This is a genomic window from Marininema halotolerans (assembly GCF_900116235.1).
GTDB classification, from domain to species: Bacteria; Bacillota; Bacilli; order Thermoactinomycetales; family DSM-45169; genus Marininema; species Marininema halotolerans.
Window position 1 is genome coordinate 111,904 of record NZ_FPAA01000001.1, and the last position, 17,442, is coordinate 129,345.

At 46.4% G+C, this 17,442-nt stretch carries 19 protein-coding genes and 1 riboswitch; of the genes, 5 read left to right on the plus strand and 14 right to left on the minus strand.

Features of this window, described 5'->3' with window-relative positions; genetic code table 11:
* Nucleotides 1-84: 84 nt before the first annotated feature.
* The 4 genes from CHX35_RS17160 to CHX35_RS00560 form a co-directional block, all read right to left on the minus strand.
* A complete protein-coding gene (locus CHX35_RS17160) occupies nucleotides 85-276 on the minus strand; it encodes a hypothetical protein (protein ID WP_140413506.1) in 192 nt (63 codons plus the stop codon).
* Between the two features lie 113 nt (nucleotides 277-389).
* A complete protein-coding gene (gene speD, locus CHX35_RS00550) occupies nucleotides 390-794 on the minus strand; it encodes an adenosylmethionine decarboxylase (protein ID WP_091832270.1) in 405 nt (134 codons plus the stop codon).
* Between the two features lie 200 nt (nucleotides 795-994).
* The gene (locus CHX35_RS00555) at nucleotides 995-1,477 is read right to left on the minus strand and encodes a DinB family protein (protein WP_245838569.1); all 483 of its coding nucleotides are present in this window, start codon (nucleotides 1,475-1,477) and stop codon (nucleotides 995-997) included.
* Nucleotides 1,478-1,660: 183 nt separating this feature from the next.
* Nucleotides 1,661-2,002: a DUF2512 family protein gene (locus tag CHX35_RS00560; protein WP_091832273.1), complete on the minus strand. Its 342-nt coding sequence runs from the start codon at nucleotides 2,000-2,002 to the stop codon at nucleotides 1,661-1,663.
* A 111-nt stretch (nucleotides 2,003-2,113) separates the two neighbouring features.
* Between CHX35_RS00560 and CHX35_RS00565 the strand changes: the two genes are divergently transcribed.
* Nucleotides 2,114-2,467 carry a L,D-transpeptidase gene (locus CHX35_RS00565; protein WP_176391804.1) on the plus strand — a complete coding sequence of 118 codons (354 nt, stop codon included), beginning with the start codon at nucleotides 2,114-2,116 and terminating at the stop codon, nucleotides 2,465-2,467.
* A gap of 11 nt (nucleotides 2,468-2,478) precedes the next feature.
* On the opposite strand, the gene CHX35_RS00570 is transcribed toward CHX35_RS00565, so the two are convergent.
* Genes CHX35_RS00570 through CHX35_RS00580 form a run of 3 tightly spaced genes read right to left on the minus strand, consistent with a single transcriptional unit; the run spans nucleotide 2,479 to nucleotide 4,382 of the window.
* Nucleotides 2,479-3,036, minus strand: a complete 558-nt coding sequence (locus CHX35_RS00570; protein WP_091832279.1) for a GNAT family N-acetyltransferase — start codon at nucleotides 3,034-3,036, stop codon at nucleotides 2,479-2,481.
* Nucleotides 3,037-3,058: 22 nt separating this feature from the next.
* A complete protein-coding gene (locus CHX35_RS00575) occupies nucleotides 3,059-3,448 on the minus strand; it encodes a hypothetical protein (RefSeq protein WP_091832282.1) in 390 nt (129 codons plus the stop codon).
* Nucleotides 3,441-4,382: an alkaline phosphatase family protein gene (locus tag CHX35_RS00580; RefSeq protein WP_091832284.1), complete on the minus strand. Its 942-nt coding sequence runs from the start codon at nucleotides 4,380-4,382 to the stop codon at nucleotides 3,441-3,443. Before CHX35_RS00580 ends, CHX35_RS00575 begins: the two co-directional genes overlap by 8 nt.
* Before the next feature lie 133 nt (nucleotides 4,383-4,515).
* Here CHX35_RS00580 and CHX35_RS00585 point away from each other — a divergent pair, with 133 nt between their 5' ends.
* Nucleotides 4,516-4,827, plus strand: a complete 312-nt coding sequence (locus CHX35_RS00585; protein WP_091832288.1) for a DUF1811 family protein — start codon at nucleotides 4,516-4,518, stop codon at nucleotides 4,825-4,827.
* Nucleotides 4,828-4,849: 22 nt separating this feature from the next.
* Nucleotides 4,850-5,605, plus strand: coding sequence for an FHIPEP family type III secretion protein (locus CHX35_RS00590; protein ID WP_176391805.1), 756 nt, complete (start codon nucleotides 4,850-4,852; stop codon nucleotides 5,603-5,605).
* On the opposite strand, the gene CHX35_RS00595 is transcribed toward CHX35_RS00590, so the two are convergent.
* Nucleotides 5,586-6,170: a GNAT family N-acetyltransferase gene (locus tag CHX35_RS00595; RefSeq protein WP_091832294.1), complete on the minus strand. Its 585-nt coding sequence runs from the start codon at nucleotides 6,168-6,170 to the stop codon at nucleotides 5,586-5,588. The two genes, CHX35_RS00590 and CHX35_RS00595, sit on opposite strands and share 20 nt — an antisense overlap.
* A 141-nt stretch (nucleotides 6,171-6,311) precedes the next feature.
* On the minus strand, nucleotides 6,312-6,506 hold the full coding sequence (locus CHX35_RS00600; protein WP_091832298.1) for a hypothetical protein: 195 nt from the start codon (nucleotides 6,504-6,506) through the stop codon (nucleotides 6,312-6,314).
* Nucleotides 6,507-6,705: 199 nt separating this feature from the next.
* On the opposite strand from CHX35_RS00600, the gene CHX35_RS00605 reads away from it, so the two are divergent.
* Nucleotides 6,706-7,395 carry a tetratricopeptide repeat protein gene (locus tag CHX35_RS00605; RefSeq protein ID WP_091832301.1) on the plus strand — a complete coding sequence of 230 codons (690 nt, stop codon included), beginning with the start codon at nucleotides 6,706-6,708 and terminating at the stop codon, nucleotides 7,393-7,395.
* 71 nt (nucleotides 7,396-7,466) lie between these two features.
* Here the strand turns inward: CHX35_RS00605 and CHX35_RS00610 are convergent, their stop codons facing one another.
* The 3 genes from CHX35_RS00610 to CHX35_RS00620 all read right to left on the minus strand — a co-directional run bounded on the left by CHX35_RS00610 (nucleotide 7,467) and on the right by CHX35_RS00620 (nucleotide 11,071).
* The gene (locus CHX35_RS00610; RefSeq protein WP_091832304.1) at nucleotides 7,467-7,976 is read right to left on the minus strand and encodes a hypothetical protein; all 510 of its coding nucleotides are present in this window, start codon (nucleotides 7,974-7,976) and stop codon (nucleotides 7,467-7,469) included.
* 91 nt (nucleotides 7,977-8,067) lie between these two features.
* Entirely contained in the window at nucleotides 8,068-9,402 is a 1,335-nt protein-coding gene (locus tag CHX35_RS00615; RefSeq protein WP_176391806.1) for a UDP-N-acetylmuramoyl-tripeptide--D-alanyl-D-alanine ligase, read from the minus strand.
* A 703-nt stretch (nucleotides 9,403-10,105) separates the two neighbouring features.
* On the minus strand, nucleotides 10,106-11,071 hold the full coding sequence (locus CHX35_RS00620) for a 4-hydroxy-3-methylbut-2-enyl diphosphate reductase (RefSeq protein ID WP_091833392.1): 966 nt from the start codon (nucleotides 11,069-11,071) through the stop codon (nucleotides 10,106-10,108).
* A 198-nt stretch (nucleotides 11,072-11,269) separates the two neighbouring features.
* On the opposite strand from CHX35_RS00620, the gene CHX35_RS17165 reads away from it, so the two are divergent.
* Complete coding sequence (locus CHX35_RS17165; RefSeq protein ID WP_140413507.1) at nucleotides 11,270-11,812, plus strand: hypothetical protein; 543 nt, start codon at nucleotides 11,270-11,272, stop codon at nucleotides 11,810-11,812.
* A 77-nt stretch (nucleotides 11,813-11,889) separates the two neighbouring features.
* Here the strand turns inward: CHX35_RS17165 and CHX35_RS00630 are convergent, their stop codons facing one another.
* Nucleotides 11,890-13,749 (minus strand): bifunctional homocysteine S-methyltransferase/methylenetetrahydrofolate reductase, encoded by a 1,860-nt coding sequence (locus CHX35_RS00630; protein WP_091832313.1) that lies wholly within the window; start codon nucleotides 13,747-13,749, stop codon nucleotides 11,890-11,892.
* 13 nt (nucleotides 13,750-13,762) lie between these two features.
* Nucleotides 13,763-17,224, minus strand: a complete 3,462-nt coding sequence (gene metH / locus CHX35_RS00635) for a methionine synthase (protein ID WP_091833395.1) — start codon at nucleotides 17,222-17,224, stop codon at nucleotides 13,763-13,765.
* An 87-nt stretch (nucleotides 17,225-17,311) separates the two neighbouring features.
* A riboswitch (SAM riboswitch) is annotated at nucleotides 17,312-17,420 on the minus strand.
* Nucleotides 17,421-17,442: the final 22 nt, after the last annotated feature.

A 17,442-nucleotide genomic window follows, 5' to 3' on the forward strand; every position in this document is an offset into this window, starting at 1 on the left:
ACCAACACCTAAATAAAATTTGCCATAACCGTTTTGGATTAAATGTAACATCCTTGTCTCTATTAAAATAAAGAGCGGGTTGTTTCACGATCGACCACTCTCCTCTAGATATCGTTCCACCGCCACCCACGCCGTAATTGACAATAAAAGAAAAAAGAAAAAGAGAGAAAATCGGTATAACCATTCCCCAGCTACTCCAGAACACCTAGACGCTAACCACAGACATAACACTGCTGATCCTCCAGATAAACTTCCCAACTTCATCAACCTACGCACACATCTACCTCCATAGTGGATTCCCTTTTCATAGGCTTCGATTCCTTAGGAAGGTTATCCTCTTTCCAATTAAAAAACGCCCCCTTATCAGGGGACGTGTAAATTTCTTAGTATTAAATGACTTTCTTTACCGATGGCTTCACCGGTTTGACGACTTCTATCGGGCCGTCACCGCGACGCATCACTTTTTCAAAGGCTTGAGTCGGTTTTAAAATATCTAACATGTGCTGGATAGCAACCATAGGATCCACATCATAGCCACAAGTATAACAATCCAAAGCGGCAAATCCTTTTTCAGGATACGTATGAATCGAAATATGGCTTTCTGATAAGAGTACGAGTACCGTTGCTCCCTGAGGGTCAAAAGCTTTTGCTTGAGACGAAAGTACAGTTGCACCACTTTTTTCAGCGGCGTCCTTCATGTGTTTCTCCAGCGTGGAAGCGTCGTTGAGCAGATCAAAATCGACGCCCCAAGCATCCATGGCTACATGTCGTCCGAAAGTCGAGTATTCCTCCATCTCTTTCGGCCCCCTTCCTAGGAAATATCGTGTCGAGCCAATATTCCGCTAGGATCTGCTCATTCACCACGGGGGAAGGTTAGTCCTCAGAGGTCCCAACCCTTTAAGTGAATCCTGGATCCTTCTAGCGCAATTTCACAAATAATAACGTATCACATTTCCCTAAGAGGTGCAACTATCAATTTCAGGAACACATTTCCTCAATAAAGATCAAACATATTCACAGAGGCTCCCTTTTCTTTTAAATAATTAAACAATTGTGCACGATGGTGAACCACATGTCCAAGGATTTCTGTCAGCCATTTTGCCTGGGTGGATCCTTGTTCCAGATAAAACGGTTTTGTCTTTTTTGTAAGGAACTCCTCTTCCTCTAAATGTACCATGTAGTTTCTTAATTGAAGAAAGCCTTCATCCATCACATGAGCCATCTCTGTTGCCTGCTCATGGGTGAGTTTCTGTTCTAACTGTCTGATTTCCTCTTCCGTTTTTTCCTGCAAAATAGCCAAGTCCACAAAGGGAATTTGCGTAAGATGGGTAGCCAATTCCTGTAGACTGCGCATGTTCTCATGAGGACGATATTGCCACATATTCGGCTCTACCTTTTTCAATAGCCCCTTGGTTGAACGTATCATTCCCTCAAGTTCTTCCAACAACAGCTCTCTCATTGCCGAAGTTCCTGTCAAAGGATCACACTCCTCACAAACTTATATATTCAATTATTCTCGTCATTTAAATAATCCCCTCCCCATATTGCAAATTAACCTAGTTATTTAAAAGTTAAAGAAGGAGTGAGTTCATTGGCGAGAATGATTAACGTGCTGTCCAACAATCAAGAGGCGCTAGGGGGAAACTTCCTTGAATTCCAGTCAATATGGAGGTCGGTATTTTAAAAGATCCATATGCATGCGATACTCCACGATTCCAAGTAACACACCCACTAACAAAGCACCTCCTACACTTATCGTCCACCCAGGAAGTATCCATTGGGCGATGTAGATGACTCCTATCATAAAACATCCACCTAACACCGCAGACGGGAAATTACCTAAACGAGGTAATACCCATTCATCTGCATAATGCCCCACTGTCGCAAAAAATAGGACAATCACGGCGGGTGACCAGATCGATCGATAGCTGATGCTGTCGGTAAAAACCGAGATGGCAAAGAGTACGGTTCCATACATGATGGTTTTAAGTAGCCAATTCATGATGATCTTCCCTCATTTTTCCCTAGTATGCCCCGAATGCAGACACCACTCGAAAAAAACCATAAAAAAAGCCCTTCTTCCCATACACATAGGAAGAAGGAGGTGCCTCACATGTACTGGATCATTGTGGATCTCTCTGCTCGCCGCCTTTATCTTCTCACTGGTCAAACCGTGGTTCAATCTTGGCCTGTGGGGATTGGTAAGACCTTGACCCAAACCCCCATAGGGAGGTATACCATCATGAATAAAGAACCCTATCCATTTAGTCATCCAGGTGGTCGTCTCAGCCCCTACGGTGTTTTATGGATGGGGTTATCAAGGAAAGGGTATGGAATTCATGGAACAAATAACCCATCCTCCATTGGCAAAAAAGTATCCAAGGGATGTATCCGTATGTATAACCGTGATGTGGAAACTCTTTCTCGTTATGCCCCTATCGGGACCCATGTGGTAATCCGGCCTTGAAACAAGTACCTTCAATGCTTTAAGTTTCGCTCCCATTCCTCCCTCAATAACCCCATATAGATCCGATCCACCCGCTGATTATCACGTAGGACACCCTCTCTGATCACACCTTCCACAACAAACCCTACTTTTTCATAACAACGGATCGCGCTATGATTATTGCCAATAACGTCCAGACCAACGCGATGAAGGTTCAATTCATAGAAAGCATATTGCAACAACAATTGTAATGCTTCCGTTCCATACCCTTTATTGCGATCCTCTTTCTCCCCGATCCCAATGGCCAGTCTACCTGCGCGATTATTCCACTCAATACTATGCAAGGCTGCAAAACCGATGAGTCGATCATCCAGGACCATGTGGATTGCCAATTCAAAACTGGTCAGCGAACCCCCTCCCCCTTGAATCTCTTTGCGAAAGGAATCTTCCGAGCGTGGGAATGCGATATCCGTATCTAAATTTCGTATATATTCCGGGTCTTCACTCCATTTGGAAAAGGATGCTGCCGCTTCCTCTGTCATTGCAGCAAAGCGGATTCGGGCACTTTTAAATAAATGAGTCGCTTCCATCTGATTCTCCTTTAAGATGAGCTTACCAGCCCGCGTGGGGGTGTCGTTTTAATGAGACATCGCTTAATAGTAACATCGATGTGGAATCATCACCCTCCCCGATCGGCTGCGCAGTAAGTAATATGGAAAAGGGCTTAAATGCCCGCTGATCTCGAAGAAGTAATCCCCCATGATCCTTTGCAAATGCTACAGCCCGCTCCGTCCCATCAGGTAGCCGGAAGCAAAAAATATAGGCATCCGCTTTTCGGTCATACATCCATACTTTTTTGTACCCGACAGCGCTTTGCTCCATCAGGTCTTCCCATTCAGGAATAGACAAAATCAATACATTTTCTTTCGATAATTCAGCCCATCCACCATCTTCGGGGATCGCGGCTGATGTTACTTGGGGCACATAGCGTTCTTCAGCCATTCCTTTCTCCTCCTTTTTTCCATCTCTTTTCAGCCAGCTGAATCAAGAGTGGTGTAACGTAGGTTAAATCGACCGACTCCTTATTCCATTCGGCTTGGATGGATGCTGCCTCGTTGCCGATAATTAATAACGGTACAGGATTCATGGTGTGTGTGGAGATGCGAAAATCTTCACTGTTACCATGGTCACTAACCAGGACAAGGGCATCCTCCTCATGCAACTTTCCCACTAAACTCCCTAAAAATCGATCATAATCCTGTATCACTTTCTGCATTAATTCATGATCTTGACGATGTCCAGCCAAATCACTGAGGAAAAATTCATGGATCACCAAATCTACGCCTTGTGCAATTCCATAGAGATGGCTCGCTGCATCCTCTGGCGTGATCAACTCCACCTCCGGAATCACCCGTCGTAGGGTGTGACGAGTCAAATCATGATAAACGGCATCACCTTTGACTAAATCATCCAAATTACGCAAGCGTATGCCTGCACTTTGCGCAGCTGCAGTCGAAGTAGAAATCCACCCTTTTTTGGTAGCTGAACGCGAAAAAAATTCCGGGGTATAACTATTGGCAAAGGTCGCTGTCATCCCACGCTTTATAAACTGGTGATAAATATTTTCGCTTTCAATCCATTCTCGCAAGCGTTTAAAGGGAAGCCCGCTTTGATGGGCTCCCATGGCCTGAGGCGCATTCCGTCCAGTAAAGATTGTCGCCTGTCCCGTCGCGCTCTGAGGATACCCCTCCACACCAAGGCGTGTATCGGCAGATAATAAGGCAAGTCCCTTGCTTTTTTTTCCTTCGCTTGCTCGGCTTACGAGGGGACTACCTAACAGTTTATTCAAATAGGGAGTCGGTAACGTAGCCCAAGGATTATACTCCTTCTCATCACCCAGTCCCACTCCGTCAATAAACAATAAGATTACAGCCATATTTAACGCCCCCTCCAACGATCACCCTACCATGATTGTATCATAGGGGATGATCCCACCTGTTCCATGGGCGTTGCTTCATTTCCATCTGCTATAATACTCTTAGTACACATCCTATTGAGGAGGATATCCCATGCAACAATTTAGTCGAATGAGCCGGGAGGAACTCCAAACGGAAATCGACCGACTGAAAGAAGCGGAGGATCAAGCGAGACGCTCTTCCATGATTGGTGAAGAAGCTGTTATTCAACAACAGATCCGCCTTGCCAAATCGTATCTGACTGATCCTGACACGATTCACCCAGGTACCCATTACAAAGTAGAAGGGGAGAAAAGCCTCTTCCTTGTCGAATACTTAAACGGTGTGATGGCCTGGGGAACCTTTGTGGATCGCCGTATTCGTGAAGCCGTTCCAATCGGTATTCTCACCCCCTATGAGGAGTAGGAGAATGAAGGAGAGGAACTCCATGACAGATTGGACTTTGACAGATGCCTACGGCGAACAACAAGGAGATCTCTTTTCAATTATCTTGGGACCCGATCTCTATGAATTCCTACTCAACGATTCCCATTTTACTGCTGAAATTCGCCGTTTACGTAAGCAGTTGTTTCGCCAATTTGGATTTTATCTACCCTCGATCCGTATCCGCATCGGAAATATGAGTGAGCCCCAACACTATACCTTATCGATTCGCGGGAATCAGGTGGCCGTTGGACAACTACGTCCCCCCCTACGCTTTTCAAAGGCAGAGGAAGGGAAAGCCACGCCGACTGACATTCATCCCATTCTCCATATTCCTGGAAATTGGAGTGATCAACCCGGGGAAGAAAGCCGAGATATATTACTGAGCCATGTTGAGCAAGTATTACAGCGCCGTCTTCCCGAGCTACTCACTTACGAAGGAGTTGGACTCTGGCTGAAACAAGCAGAATCCCACGCACCCAGTCTGATTAAAGAATTGACGAATCAGGGCGTTACTACCGGGTTATTATGGTCGGTGATGAAACGCTTAATCCAGGATGGTATATCGATCGCTCCCTTTGAAGAACTACTTGAAACCATGCTCGAATTTTATTTAGAAAATCCCCATGATGGTTATACCCCTCCAGAATGGACGCGCCCTCACCCCACTGAAATCACAAAATATATTACTGAGAAGAAAAAAAATCGAAAAAGCGCGATCCATTTTCGCACCGGAAAAATTATCGGATTTTCCCGGTAATCACCTCGTCCGCTATGGACGAGGTTTTATACTTATCCCTTAATTCACAGACCATCCAAGTCTGATCAATATACTCATTTCCCAGCTTCATTACTTTGGGCTCTGTACCGACTTCTTTAAAACCAGCTGTACGGTAAATATGGCACGCTCGTTCATTGGTGCTCCGAACTTTTAACCGTAAGCATTCGAGCCCCTCCATCTTGCGTGACGCATAAATAATTTCCGTTAATAATGCATGGGCAATCCCTCGACCACGATAGTTCTTATCCACATACATGGCCCACAAAATGGCATAATGCTGACTCATTACACGATTGCCACGGGAAAAACCGAGAGTGCCTAGCAATTTTCCTTCTAGCCATGCCCCCAATATAAAATGATCGGGTTCGCTCCAAACATGATGAAACTTTTCGACTAATGAAGGTAAGGGATTCTCATCTCCCCATTCATCCGCCAACATCCCTACATCCGTTGCTGATGTACGGCATCCCTCCAACATTAAATGTCGAAAAGAAACCGCGTCGAGTGGCGTTAGTTTCCGAATTTCTATTTTGGATTCATTCATGCTCGCGAGGATCCCCTTTCTTGCTAAAGAAGGTTTTCAATGGGTTCGATTTTATTCCTACGATCCCCTGCTCACTAGGATATGTTGACAAAAAAAAGACAATCTCCCATGGTGATTGTCCCCTAAATTTATCACTGACGATCATTGTTCTTCAGGTGAAGCCTTTGACAACATAGCAACGACATCCTTCTGTTCACGAATTCTGCGGCTTAGCTCTTCGTGATGATCCCGTGTCGCCCCGGATTGAATTTCTACCTTCATTTGTTGCCGCAACTCTTCCAACTTGCCGATTTCCGATTCTAATTCACCTTGAAGGCATTTCCGTGAGTTGGGCATTGGATGGATACTCCTTTATCAAGCATCATTTTCCTCATTGTACTCCGTTAACTAGACAAAAGTAAACCATCCCTACAGGGGGAAGCTGCGATCTTTTTTGTCCGCTACCTTTTTAAATCTCCATATGGTACGCTGATCTCAAAATAACCACACCTTTACACTTAGTCAAAGGTGCGTAAAAAGTTTGGAGGCGGAATCGATGGGCAAATTTGTTATTTTCTCGTTATTATGGTGGCTTACAGGAAACCCCTTGACCGCCTTTCTTCTATTTCTATTTATTCTCTATTTGCTAGACCGTCGTTTTACCCGCTTCTTCCCAAGTGCTACACGTCCCCTTCGCAGAAATACGGAGATTCGCAAACTGAATCAATCCCTTCGATTAAATCCCCACGATACTTCAAACAAACGGGAACTGGCTCGTCTCCTAATTGAAAAAAAACAGTACTCAAAAGCGCTTCCTTGGCTTGAAGAAGCACTAAAATCCATTCCCGATTCTGCGGAGATCCTAGCAGAGAAAGGATTATGTCTGCTAAAGCTCGGACAAAAGGAAGAAGGGGAAGCCATTTTATTGGAAGCACTCGAACGTGACCCTCGTGTACGATATGGAGAACCCTACCTTCGTCTAGGTGAGGTTTATGCCCAGACGGAACAAAATAAAGCGCTTAACTACCTTGGACATTTTAAAGAAATCAATACCTCTTCATCTGAAGCATGGTATCATCTTGGTCGCATCTATCGTCATCTTCAACAAACAACAGAGGCTCATCAGGCTTTTGAAGAAGCGATTGATATCTATCGTAGTTTGCCAAAATATAAAAAACGCTCTGAGCGCCCTTGGGCATTTCGATCAAGTATTCAACTTGCCTTTCTCCCTTCCAAGCCCAAATGAACAGGATGGTAAAAAACGCCTTTCAACTTTCTACTAGCGTATCGGTAGAAGTTGATAAGGCGTTTTTATGATCAGAAGGGGAATGAAAGGAGCAACGGTTTCGTTACTTGTACTGCTCGTGGACTTCCAACATTTTTAGCCAACACTGAAATAAAGTCAATAAATAATGGAGCACTCCCATTGAGGAAAAGGACGGACATGGCAGTCGTCCCAACAGGAGGTGGAGGAACAATTGTAAAATAGGAAGTGAAGCGAAGTTTCGCTGGACGAGGGGGAAGGACCAGTAGAGGTGTCGTACGTAAAACACGCTTTTTACTATTCAGCCACGAAACGACGGCAAAAAGTGCAGGCTTGGCTGTAGGGGGATTTGCATTGAGGAGCCGGAAATAAAGATAGTAGGCACACGTACGATTAAATTTTCCATTTACCGTTTGAATGAGACGACCCCGTGGGCTGATCCTTACAGATTTATCATTGGGTCTAAGCGGGTTCTTAGCGAGATGAATGCCTTTTCCCCTCCAGGAAGTAAATCCTCTTCGAAATCCCCCGTTGGATAGTAGGTTAGGACTTGCACAGGTCATGATGGTTCACCTCTTTTCAAAAAATACTTCATACTACTGTATTCAAACGCCCGTCCGCTTGATTGGATATGCGTCGATGCCAACCATCATTTTACACATCGGCTTGCAAAGGGCGTACAATATCCTCTAACTTCATTTTGCGAGAAGCTTTAAAATAAAAGACGGACCCTGGCGGCATTTTAGTATGCAAAAATTTTGCGATGGCGAGTGGGCGATTTGCGATTGTCAATATTCGGCTTTTAGGATAACCCGCAGCGAAAGCTGCCCTTGCGATATGTGCTGCCATCGTTCCGACTGTTACTAAAAAAGAAGGCTTTGTCTTTGCTACAAAACTACCTACATTCCGATGTCCACTTTCGGACAATGCTCCGAGTTCATGCATATCTCCTAAAATAGCGACATGATGGCGACGTCCTGCCACATTTCTTAATACTTCCAAACCGGCTATCATCGACGTTGGGTTTGCATTATATGCATCATTAATCAGTAAGCGGTTCTTCTGACCCACAATTTTTTGCAGTCGCATTTTAGGCAGAGGAAAACTTTGCAAAGCCATTTGCATATCCTTTACAGGCACTTTTAACAGATAGCCGGTAGTAATCGCCGCTAAGGCATTATAGACATTATGAATCCCCCAAGTAGGGATCTGGTAGGATGCGTTCCGAACGTTGAAAGACATTCCTGAAGGTGTATAACGAACCTCCTTCGCTTGAAAAACCGCATGATTTTTAATGCCATAAGTAAGTTTACGACGATGAAGGGTATTTAGCTTTCGAATCCCCGCATCATCCGCATTTAATATAAGCATCCCCTTTGGCGGAACCCCATCCACTAACTCCTGCTTTGCCCGTACTACATTTTGCAAAGAGCTACCTAAGCTACCCACATGAGCTTCTTTAACACAGGTCACAACTCCGATCGAAGGCTTCGCGATTTGACATTGTCTTCGGATATTTCCTAAGTCGGACATACCCATCTCCAGGACGACTGCCTCATCACGAGGGTCCAAACGTAATAGATGATGATGAATGGTGCCCGCCACATTTTGATTGTCTTTTGATTTTAACGTCCGAAATTTTCGTTTAAGAATTTCCGCTATCATTTCCTTTGTCGTTGTCTTTCCTGAACTCCCGGTAATCCCGATAAAAGTAGCCTGTGAACGCGAACGCTGCCACTGGAGTAACTTCCATAACCCAACTTTCGGGTTAGGCGCAGTGATCAAGGCATGCTCGGTAGCAATTCCAAGAATCGTCCCTTCGGGAATAACCACGCTAGCGCTTGGCTCTTGATGCAGTTTCTTAAGTTGTTGGGATAACTTTCGATTCGGATCAATAAAATAGACCTGACGAACTGGGAGTTGGGGGTTTCCACGGATCAATTTTCCTCCAACCATGCTAGCCAATTGACCAATGTTGATCGGATACAAACCTACTCTCACCCCTCGTCTCATTGTTCTAGCATCATATGTCTATATGGACGAAATGTGTTGGGCAAGCAATGATATTTACACAGTCATAAAAAAAAGCATCCCAAGGATAATTTTCTTCTTTTTTCGCCTTCTTCGGTTATGTTCCGACGGTTTGGACAATACTGTAACCGAGGAGGCGTTGGCAATGTACTATGTCATATTGGATTCAGAAAAGTTTCCATTGTCGATTCTGCACGAAGATCAGTATTTTGAGTATTATAATCCCCTTAAAAAAGATCACCGGGTCGAATTCCGGGGTTCGATGAATCAGTGTTATACCTTCGTAGCAAAGCAAAATCGACTTTCGCTCATGAATTGACCGAATTTTTCTATTGGTATCTCTTGTGGGACTGTATTGAGAAGCTCTTGCTTATCAATACAGTCCTTTGTTGAATGGAACCCCTATATAAACTCCTCTTTTCCTCCATGCATTCAAAGGAACCGCCTGCCTTACCCGATTCGCTTTCTCATTCTTACCTGGCATTCTTACATTCTTGTATTAAATAACTTTTCTAGTAATCTATATTAACTCCCACGCATCTACTCTATGACTATAAAGGGCACTGAACCTAATTTATACAATTTCACCCCTATCTTTTCACACAAAAAACGGACATCCACGGGAAGATCCCAGGATGTCCGTTTCAAATCTCTATTTAAGTTATGCTTCTTTTATTTTCTTATTCCGTGGTTTACGAACAGGCGGAAGAAGTTTATCCGGATTCACCGTGCGCACCGGCTCCCACGTACTTGGATCGTGATCATCAAATTGCTCCAAGTATTTAATGACTTCACGCGTGATGGGCGTTGGTGTAGAAGCACCCGCAGTCACTCCAACGTAGCTCTTCCCTCGTAACCACTCGGGCTTGATCTCTGTCACATCGCTCACTCGATGCGCTTCAACCCCGGCTACCTCTCGTGACACTTGCGCCAAACGCATTGAATTATTGCTCCGAGGATCTCCAACAACAATTACCATTTCCGTCTTACCAGCTTGTTCAGCAACTGCTTCCTGTCGTTCTTGTGTGGCTAAACAAATCTCATTTACAATTTCTGCAGTCGAATATTTCTCCTGCACTTTTTTCATGAGGTGTCTCGTATCCCACTGGCTCATCGTTGTCTGGTTGGTAATCAAAATTTTATCCGTTGGGATCGCTAATGATTCAACATCGTCTTCTGTCTCGATTAAGTGCACATGATTGGGAGCAACCCCTATCGCACCTTCAGGTTCAGGATGACCTTTTTTACCAATATAGGCGATTTCGTACCCTTCAGCAACACGATCTCGGATCAAATCATGGGTCCGTGTCACATCCGGACACGTCGCATCTACAAGTGTGAGCCCTTTTTCCCGTGCTCGTTGACGAACTTCAGGGGAAACGCCATGAGCCGTAAAGATCACCGTCCCTTGATCGACTTGATCAAGAAGCTCTAACCGACTTTCGCCATCCAGTGTAATAATTCCATCCTTTTCAAAGGCATCGGTTACATGACGGTTATGAACAATCATTCCAAGTATATGGATGGGTCGGGGAAGGTCCAAGTTCTTTGCCGCTTCCCGCGCCAATACCATCGCATCCACAACGCCATAACAATACCCCCGAGGGGTGATTCTGAGTACATCCATCCTAATGATACCTCCCGTGTCCGTATCCGCGTCCATCCAGACACATTCCCCTCTAGTATACCTTACTTTATAGCTGTTGACCAAAGTCTCGGACAATCGCGGAAAATATGGGCCTTTCCACCCGGTACGAATGTCAGGGGCCGTCATAAGATATCCTGTCGCAGTTAAAGAAACGAAAGTATTAAAGGAGTGGAAACATTGGGAGAAAAAAATTTGATGCCCATGCCGATTCCGCAACCCATACAAATGCCTACCCCCCAACCTGTCCCTGTGCCGGTTCCTGTGCCTATTCCTTATAACCCCTGCCCACCCATGCCTCCTCCAATCGATCCATGTGGCTGTGGCCCAATTTATGATGACTGCGGCGGTTGTGGCCCAGTATTGCCTCCGTTTTGTGGTGGCTATGGTGGATGTGGTTATGGTGGATGTGGTGGATTTGGCGGTGGATACCCCCGACGCGGTTACGGTGGAATGATGCCTGGCGGTGGTGGTTACGGCGGAATGATGCCAGGTGGTGGCGGTTACGGCGGAATGATGCCAGGTGGCGGTGGCTACGGCGGAATGATGCCTGGCGGCGGTGGTGGTTACGGCGGAATGATGCCTGGCGGCGGTGGTGGCTACGGCGGAATGATGCCAGGTGGCGGTGGCTACGGCGGAATGATGCCAGGTGGCGGTGGCTACGGCGGAATGATGCCTGGCGGCGGTGGTTACGGCCGCGGCTACGAGAGCTCCAGTAGCTAAACAAGGATATTGAGCCATCGGTGAATCCAACCGATTCTCTTCCGCCTCCCTAATGGGGGGCTTTCCTCTGTCAATGATTAATATGCTACCTGGAGCGAATTCGTTTTTTGTCGGATATATCGTGTCAATTCCGCCGTCATTTCCCAATAATTAAATGGGGTAATCAGATAAATGCCATTAAAATAACGAGTGGCCTCATCGAGCAATTCCTTTGCTTGGGCGATACCGATCCGCCGCGCTTCTTCTCCCTTCTGTTCCGTCATCTCCTCTAACACATGGGTAGGAATCTTCACCCCTGGCAATTCATTATGCAAGAATAGCGCATTTCGGTAGCTGGTCAATGGCATGATCCCCAGAAAAATCGGAATATCCACACCCTTGGTTGCCTCAGCAACATGGCGTATGGACGCCGCATCATAGACAGGTTGTGTCATGATAAAATCGGCACCCGCCTCTACTTTGCGTTCGAGTCGTCGTATGGCAGCATCCATCTTCGAGACATTAGGGTTAAATGCAGCACCCACTGTAAAGCGAGCTTTTTGCTTAAGGGGTTTGCCTGAAAAGGATATTCCCTCATTTAATTGCTTTACCATACGGATGAGGTCGAAGGAGTTGACATCATAGATCGAGCTTGACCCTGGTAAATCACCAATCCTGGTTGGATCCCCTGTAATCACTAAAATCTGATCCATTCCAAGAGCATGCAGTCCCATCAAATGCGATTGCTGGCCAATTAAGTTCCGATCTCGGCAGGTAATATGAACTAAAGGCTCTGCTCCTGTTTTCTCCTTCATGATGGAGCCCAACGCCATATTGCTCATCCGAACCGTTGCCATCGAATTGTCTGCAAGGGTGATGGCATCTGCGCCTGCTTTATCCAACTCCCTGGCTCCAGCGAGAAAGTCCGCGATCTCTAAATCCTTTGGTGGATCAAATTCAATAATGATCGTTGTCCCTTTTCTTGCTTTATCCACAACGGTCGGAGGATTTCTCACTTGAATCTGTTCATGAGAACGCTCTTGAATGGTAGGGACCGTACTGGGATTCACCCGGGAAAGAGGGGAAAGTCCTCGCAACCTATTTCTAATCTCATGGACATGTTCCGGTGTCGTCCCACAACACCCACCGATTAATCGTACCCCTTGTTCGCGAAAGGAAAGGGCGCGTTCTCCAAAATATGCGGGCGTGGATTTGTATTGAAATTGACCGTCTGTTTGCCCCAATCTGCCTGCGTTTGGATAAGCTGTTAACCACACATCTTCCGGTACAATGGTTCGTTCCAAGGCCCGTTGAATTTCTAGTGGACCCAACCGACAATTTAATCCCACTCCATCTGCTCCCGCTTTTTCAAGGGCGGCAAAGGCTTCAGTCAATGGATATCCATCGCGTGTCTGACCCACCTCAATTAACGCGAGGTTAGCAAAAATGGGTGTAGATGTTAGCGTACGTATCTCCTCTAGGGAAAGAAGCAATTCCTCCAGATCCAGAAAGGTTTCCAAGGTAATGCCATCCACATCGGAATATAATAAGGCTGTGGCTTGTTCTTCATACATATCCCGGTACTCCCGGGGATCATAATTGGGCACGCGCCCGGCATTTATAGAACCAATCGTTCCAATAACATAAGCATCTTCTCCAACGGAATTTCGAGCAATCCGAACGGCTTCACGATTGATCCGCGTAATTTTCCCTTCCATCCCATATCGAGTAAGGCGTTCTCGATTCGCTCCATAGGTGTTTGTCTCAATGACTTGTGCTCCCGCTTCATAATAACTGCGATGGACTTCCTCCACCCAATCAGGACGAGAGAGACACAATTCCTCGACGGATACGCCCACAGGAATCCCCTGTTGATAAAGGTAGGTAGACATTGCGCCATCCCCTACTAAGATCGATTGGGATAGCGCCTTTCTCAAATCCGGTTTCTCCTTCATCATTCTCTCCCCTCTCTCACACTGCGTTAAAGTAGCGACCTTCTGGGTGGGAAAAAACCATGGCCGATACGGAAGCCTCGGGCTCCATCATAAAGCCATCGGTAAGCTCTACCCCAATCGCTGCAGGATTTAACAACTGAAAAAGCTTCGCCTGATCTTCCAAGTCTGGACAAGCTGGGTAGCCAAAGGAGACACGCACTCCTTGATAACGGGCACCAAATCGCTCTCTCATAGTCATCTCGGCTGGATCCGGAAAACCCCATGCATCACGCATCATATGATGAACCCGCTCCGCAAAAGCTTCAGCTAATTCAAGGGCAAAGGCTTGCACCATGTGGGATTTTAAATAATCCCCCTTTTCCTTCCACTCTTCTGCCAGTCCTCGAATCCCCTCACCTGCTGTAACCGTCAAAAAACCAACATAATCCATCTCTCCTGATTCCACTGGCCGTAGAAAATCGGCTAAGCACAGATGGGGAGCTTTTGTTTGGCGCGGAAAAGTGAAGGTGGTTAATATCTTTTTGCCTGCATGCTCTGGATCATAGACATGGATGGCGTTCCCTTCCGCTTGGGCAGGGAAGAATTGATACATCCCATGAGGGTGAATCTTTTCCTCTTGTATCAGCTCTGCAATCAGGTCATCCAGTGCCTGTTGCAATTCCATCGCTTTGGCATCCTCTTCAGCAAGTAGCGTTTGAATATTCCCTTTTAATCCAAGATGTTTTCCTAACAGCATTTGTGGATTTACATACGGCATAAGATGATTAACTGGGTACTGCCGTAAGATATGGCGATGACAGTCCGGTGGCAGAAAGATAGGCGCTTTTCGATTGACTTGGGAACGAACTACTAGGCTAGGCGATTTCTTGTCTTCCTTCCCCTCTTTTTCTTCGATCGCCTTCAAGGCAGCTTCCCTGTTACGTCGGAGCTCATCGACTAAATCTTGACGAGTCGCTTCATTACGAAGGCGATTCGTCAGTTCCAACCCGTTCATCGCATCCTTGGCAAATAGGACCGGTCCATCATATTGTGGAGCGATACGATTCTCTGTAAATTTTCGTGTCAGAGCTGCCCCCCCAACCATGATCGGCAAATCCAGCTCAGCCTCCTTCATATCCTGGGCGGTGAGCACCATTTGTTGAGCAGACTTCACAAGCAAACCGGAAAGACCTACCACATCGGGCTTTTCCCGGCGACACGCTTCAATCAGATCCGCTGGTGGCACTTTAATCCCTAAGTTGACGACCTCATACCCATTATTAGAAAGGATAATTTCCACGAGGTTCTTACCAATATCGTGAACATCCCCTTTTACCGTCGCAAGCACCACTTTCCCCTTACGATCCGCTGAGGACTTTTCCATGTGGGGTTCTAAGTGGGCAACCGACGCTTTCATCACTTCTGCACTTTGCAAAACTTCTGCAACAATCAATTGATTATCGTTAAATAGCCGGCCCACTTCGTCCATCCCTGTCATCAACGGCCCGTTTATAATTTCGAGGGGATCATCTACTTTTGCCAAGGCTTCCTCCAAATCAGGGATGAGACCATCTTTTGTTCCCTCAACCACATATGCCGTAAGACGTTCTTTTAACGGTAGCTTATTTACAGGCTCCTTAGCCGTACTTTTCTTCCCACGATAGAAATTTGCAAAGGCCGCTAAGGTTTCATCGTAATTTTTTTCATCCGTCTGAAAGAGAAAGTGCTCCGATCGCTCACGCTCTTCGGTTGAGATGGAGGCATAACGCTCTAATTTTTCCGTGTTCACAATCGCATAATCAAGACCTGCGCGCGTGCAGTGATAAAGAAAGACCGCATTTAGCACTTCACGCCCCGCTAAGGGCAAACCAAAGGAAACATTGGAAACCCCTAAAATGGTACTGCAGGCAGGAAACCTTTCCTTAATGCGCCGGATCCCCTCCACTGTCTCACCAGCTGATCCAATATAAGCCGCATCCCCTGTACCTACTGGGAAGACAAGCGGATCAAAGATAATATCCTGTTCCGGAATACCATACTTGTGGACGAGCAAGTCATAGGAGCGGATGGCAACTTCTAGCTTTCTTTGTGCCGTCACCGCCATGCCCACTTCATCAATTGTTCCCACAACAACAGCAGCGCCGTACCGATGAATCAAAGGAACGACTTCAGCAAAACGCGCCTCCCCATCCTCCAGGTTAATCGAGTTGATGATCGCCTTCCCCTGGGAGTATTTCAGCGACTTCTCCAGCACATCTGCGTCCGTGGAATCGATCATGAGGGGTACCTTTACTTTTCGTACAGCAAAATCAAGAAACTTACCCATATCCTCTGCTTCTTCTCGATCCGGATCCGCCAGGCAGATATCGATCACCTGGGCTCCGCCCTTCACTTGTCGCCGAGCAATTTCTGAAGCTTCTTCATACTTTCCGTCTTTGATCAATTCACGAAACTTCTTCGAACCAATCACATTGGTACGCTCTCCAACTAACACCGGACGATTATCTTCTTCCAAGTAAAAGGGCTCAATCCCGGAAACCGCCGTCAGCTTCCTATCGGTTCGAACACGTGGAGTCTTATCCTGTAGTGCTTCATCCAAGGCACGGATATGTTCCGGTGTCGTCCCGCAGCACCCGCCTGCTAAATTGAGCCACCCCTGATCTGCAAAGGCCGCTAATTTTTGCGCCAAGCCCTGGGGGGTTTCATGGTAATGTCCATCTTCATCTGGGAGGCCTGCATTGGGATAACAGCTGACACCACAGGAAGCCATTCCTGCCAACGTTCGCACATGATCCCGCATAAATTCAGGTCCGGTCGCGCAGTTCAGTCCCACCGCCAAGGGCTTTAAATGTTGAATCGATAAATAAAAGGCTTCCACATTTTGACCCGCTAGCATGGTTCCCATCGGCTCAATCGTGCCAGATATCAATAAAGGAACCCGCGTACCCGTTTCAGAAAAGGCTTGCTCAATACCGATTCCCGCTGCCTTCACATTTAAGGTATCCTGGGAAGTTTCCAATAACAGCGCATCGACCCCTCCCTCGAGTAAGCCAATTGCCTGTTCACGATAATTGTCAATCAAGTCATCAAAGGTGGTGCCTCCTGTCACGGAAAGGGTCTTTGTGGTTGGTCCCAAGGCACCTGCTACATAACGCGGGCGATCTGGCGTAGAAATCTTATCAGCCGCCACCACGGCAAGCCGTGCCGCGGTCACATTGATCTCCCTTACTTTATGGGCAAGATCATATTCAGCAAGGACCAGCGGAGTTGAGCCAAAGGTATTGGTTTCAACAATATCCGCTCCCGCTTCCAAATACGCTTCATGAATTCGCTGGATCACATCCGGGCGGGTCAGATTCAAATTTTCATTACAGCCATCATACGCCTCGCCTCCAAAATCCTCCGGAGAAAGATCAGCTGCTTGAAGCTGGGTACCCATCGCCCCATCCAAGATGAGAATTTTCTCCTTCATTCGTTGTGCAAGGGGCTTTTTTTCCATTTGTGCGACCATCTCCACCAATCCCTTTTTATATAATAAAAAACCTTTCATCTCTAGCGATGAAAGGTGGGGTTTTGTCTTCACACTCTCTCATCTGCCAGAGAAAACCTCTCTGCAGAAATTGGCACCACACCTCCTTATAGGGGTAGGTTGCCGGGCTTCATCGGGTCTGTCCCTCCGCCTCTCTTGATAAGAGAACCTAATCAACTATGCAGTTT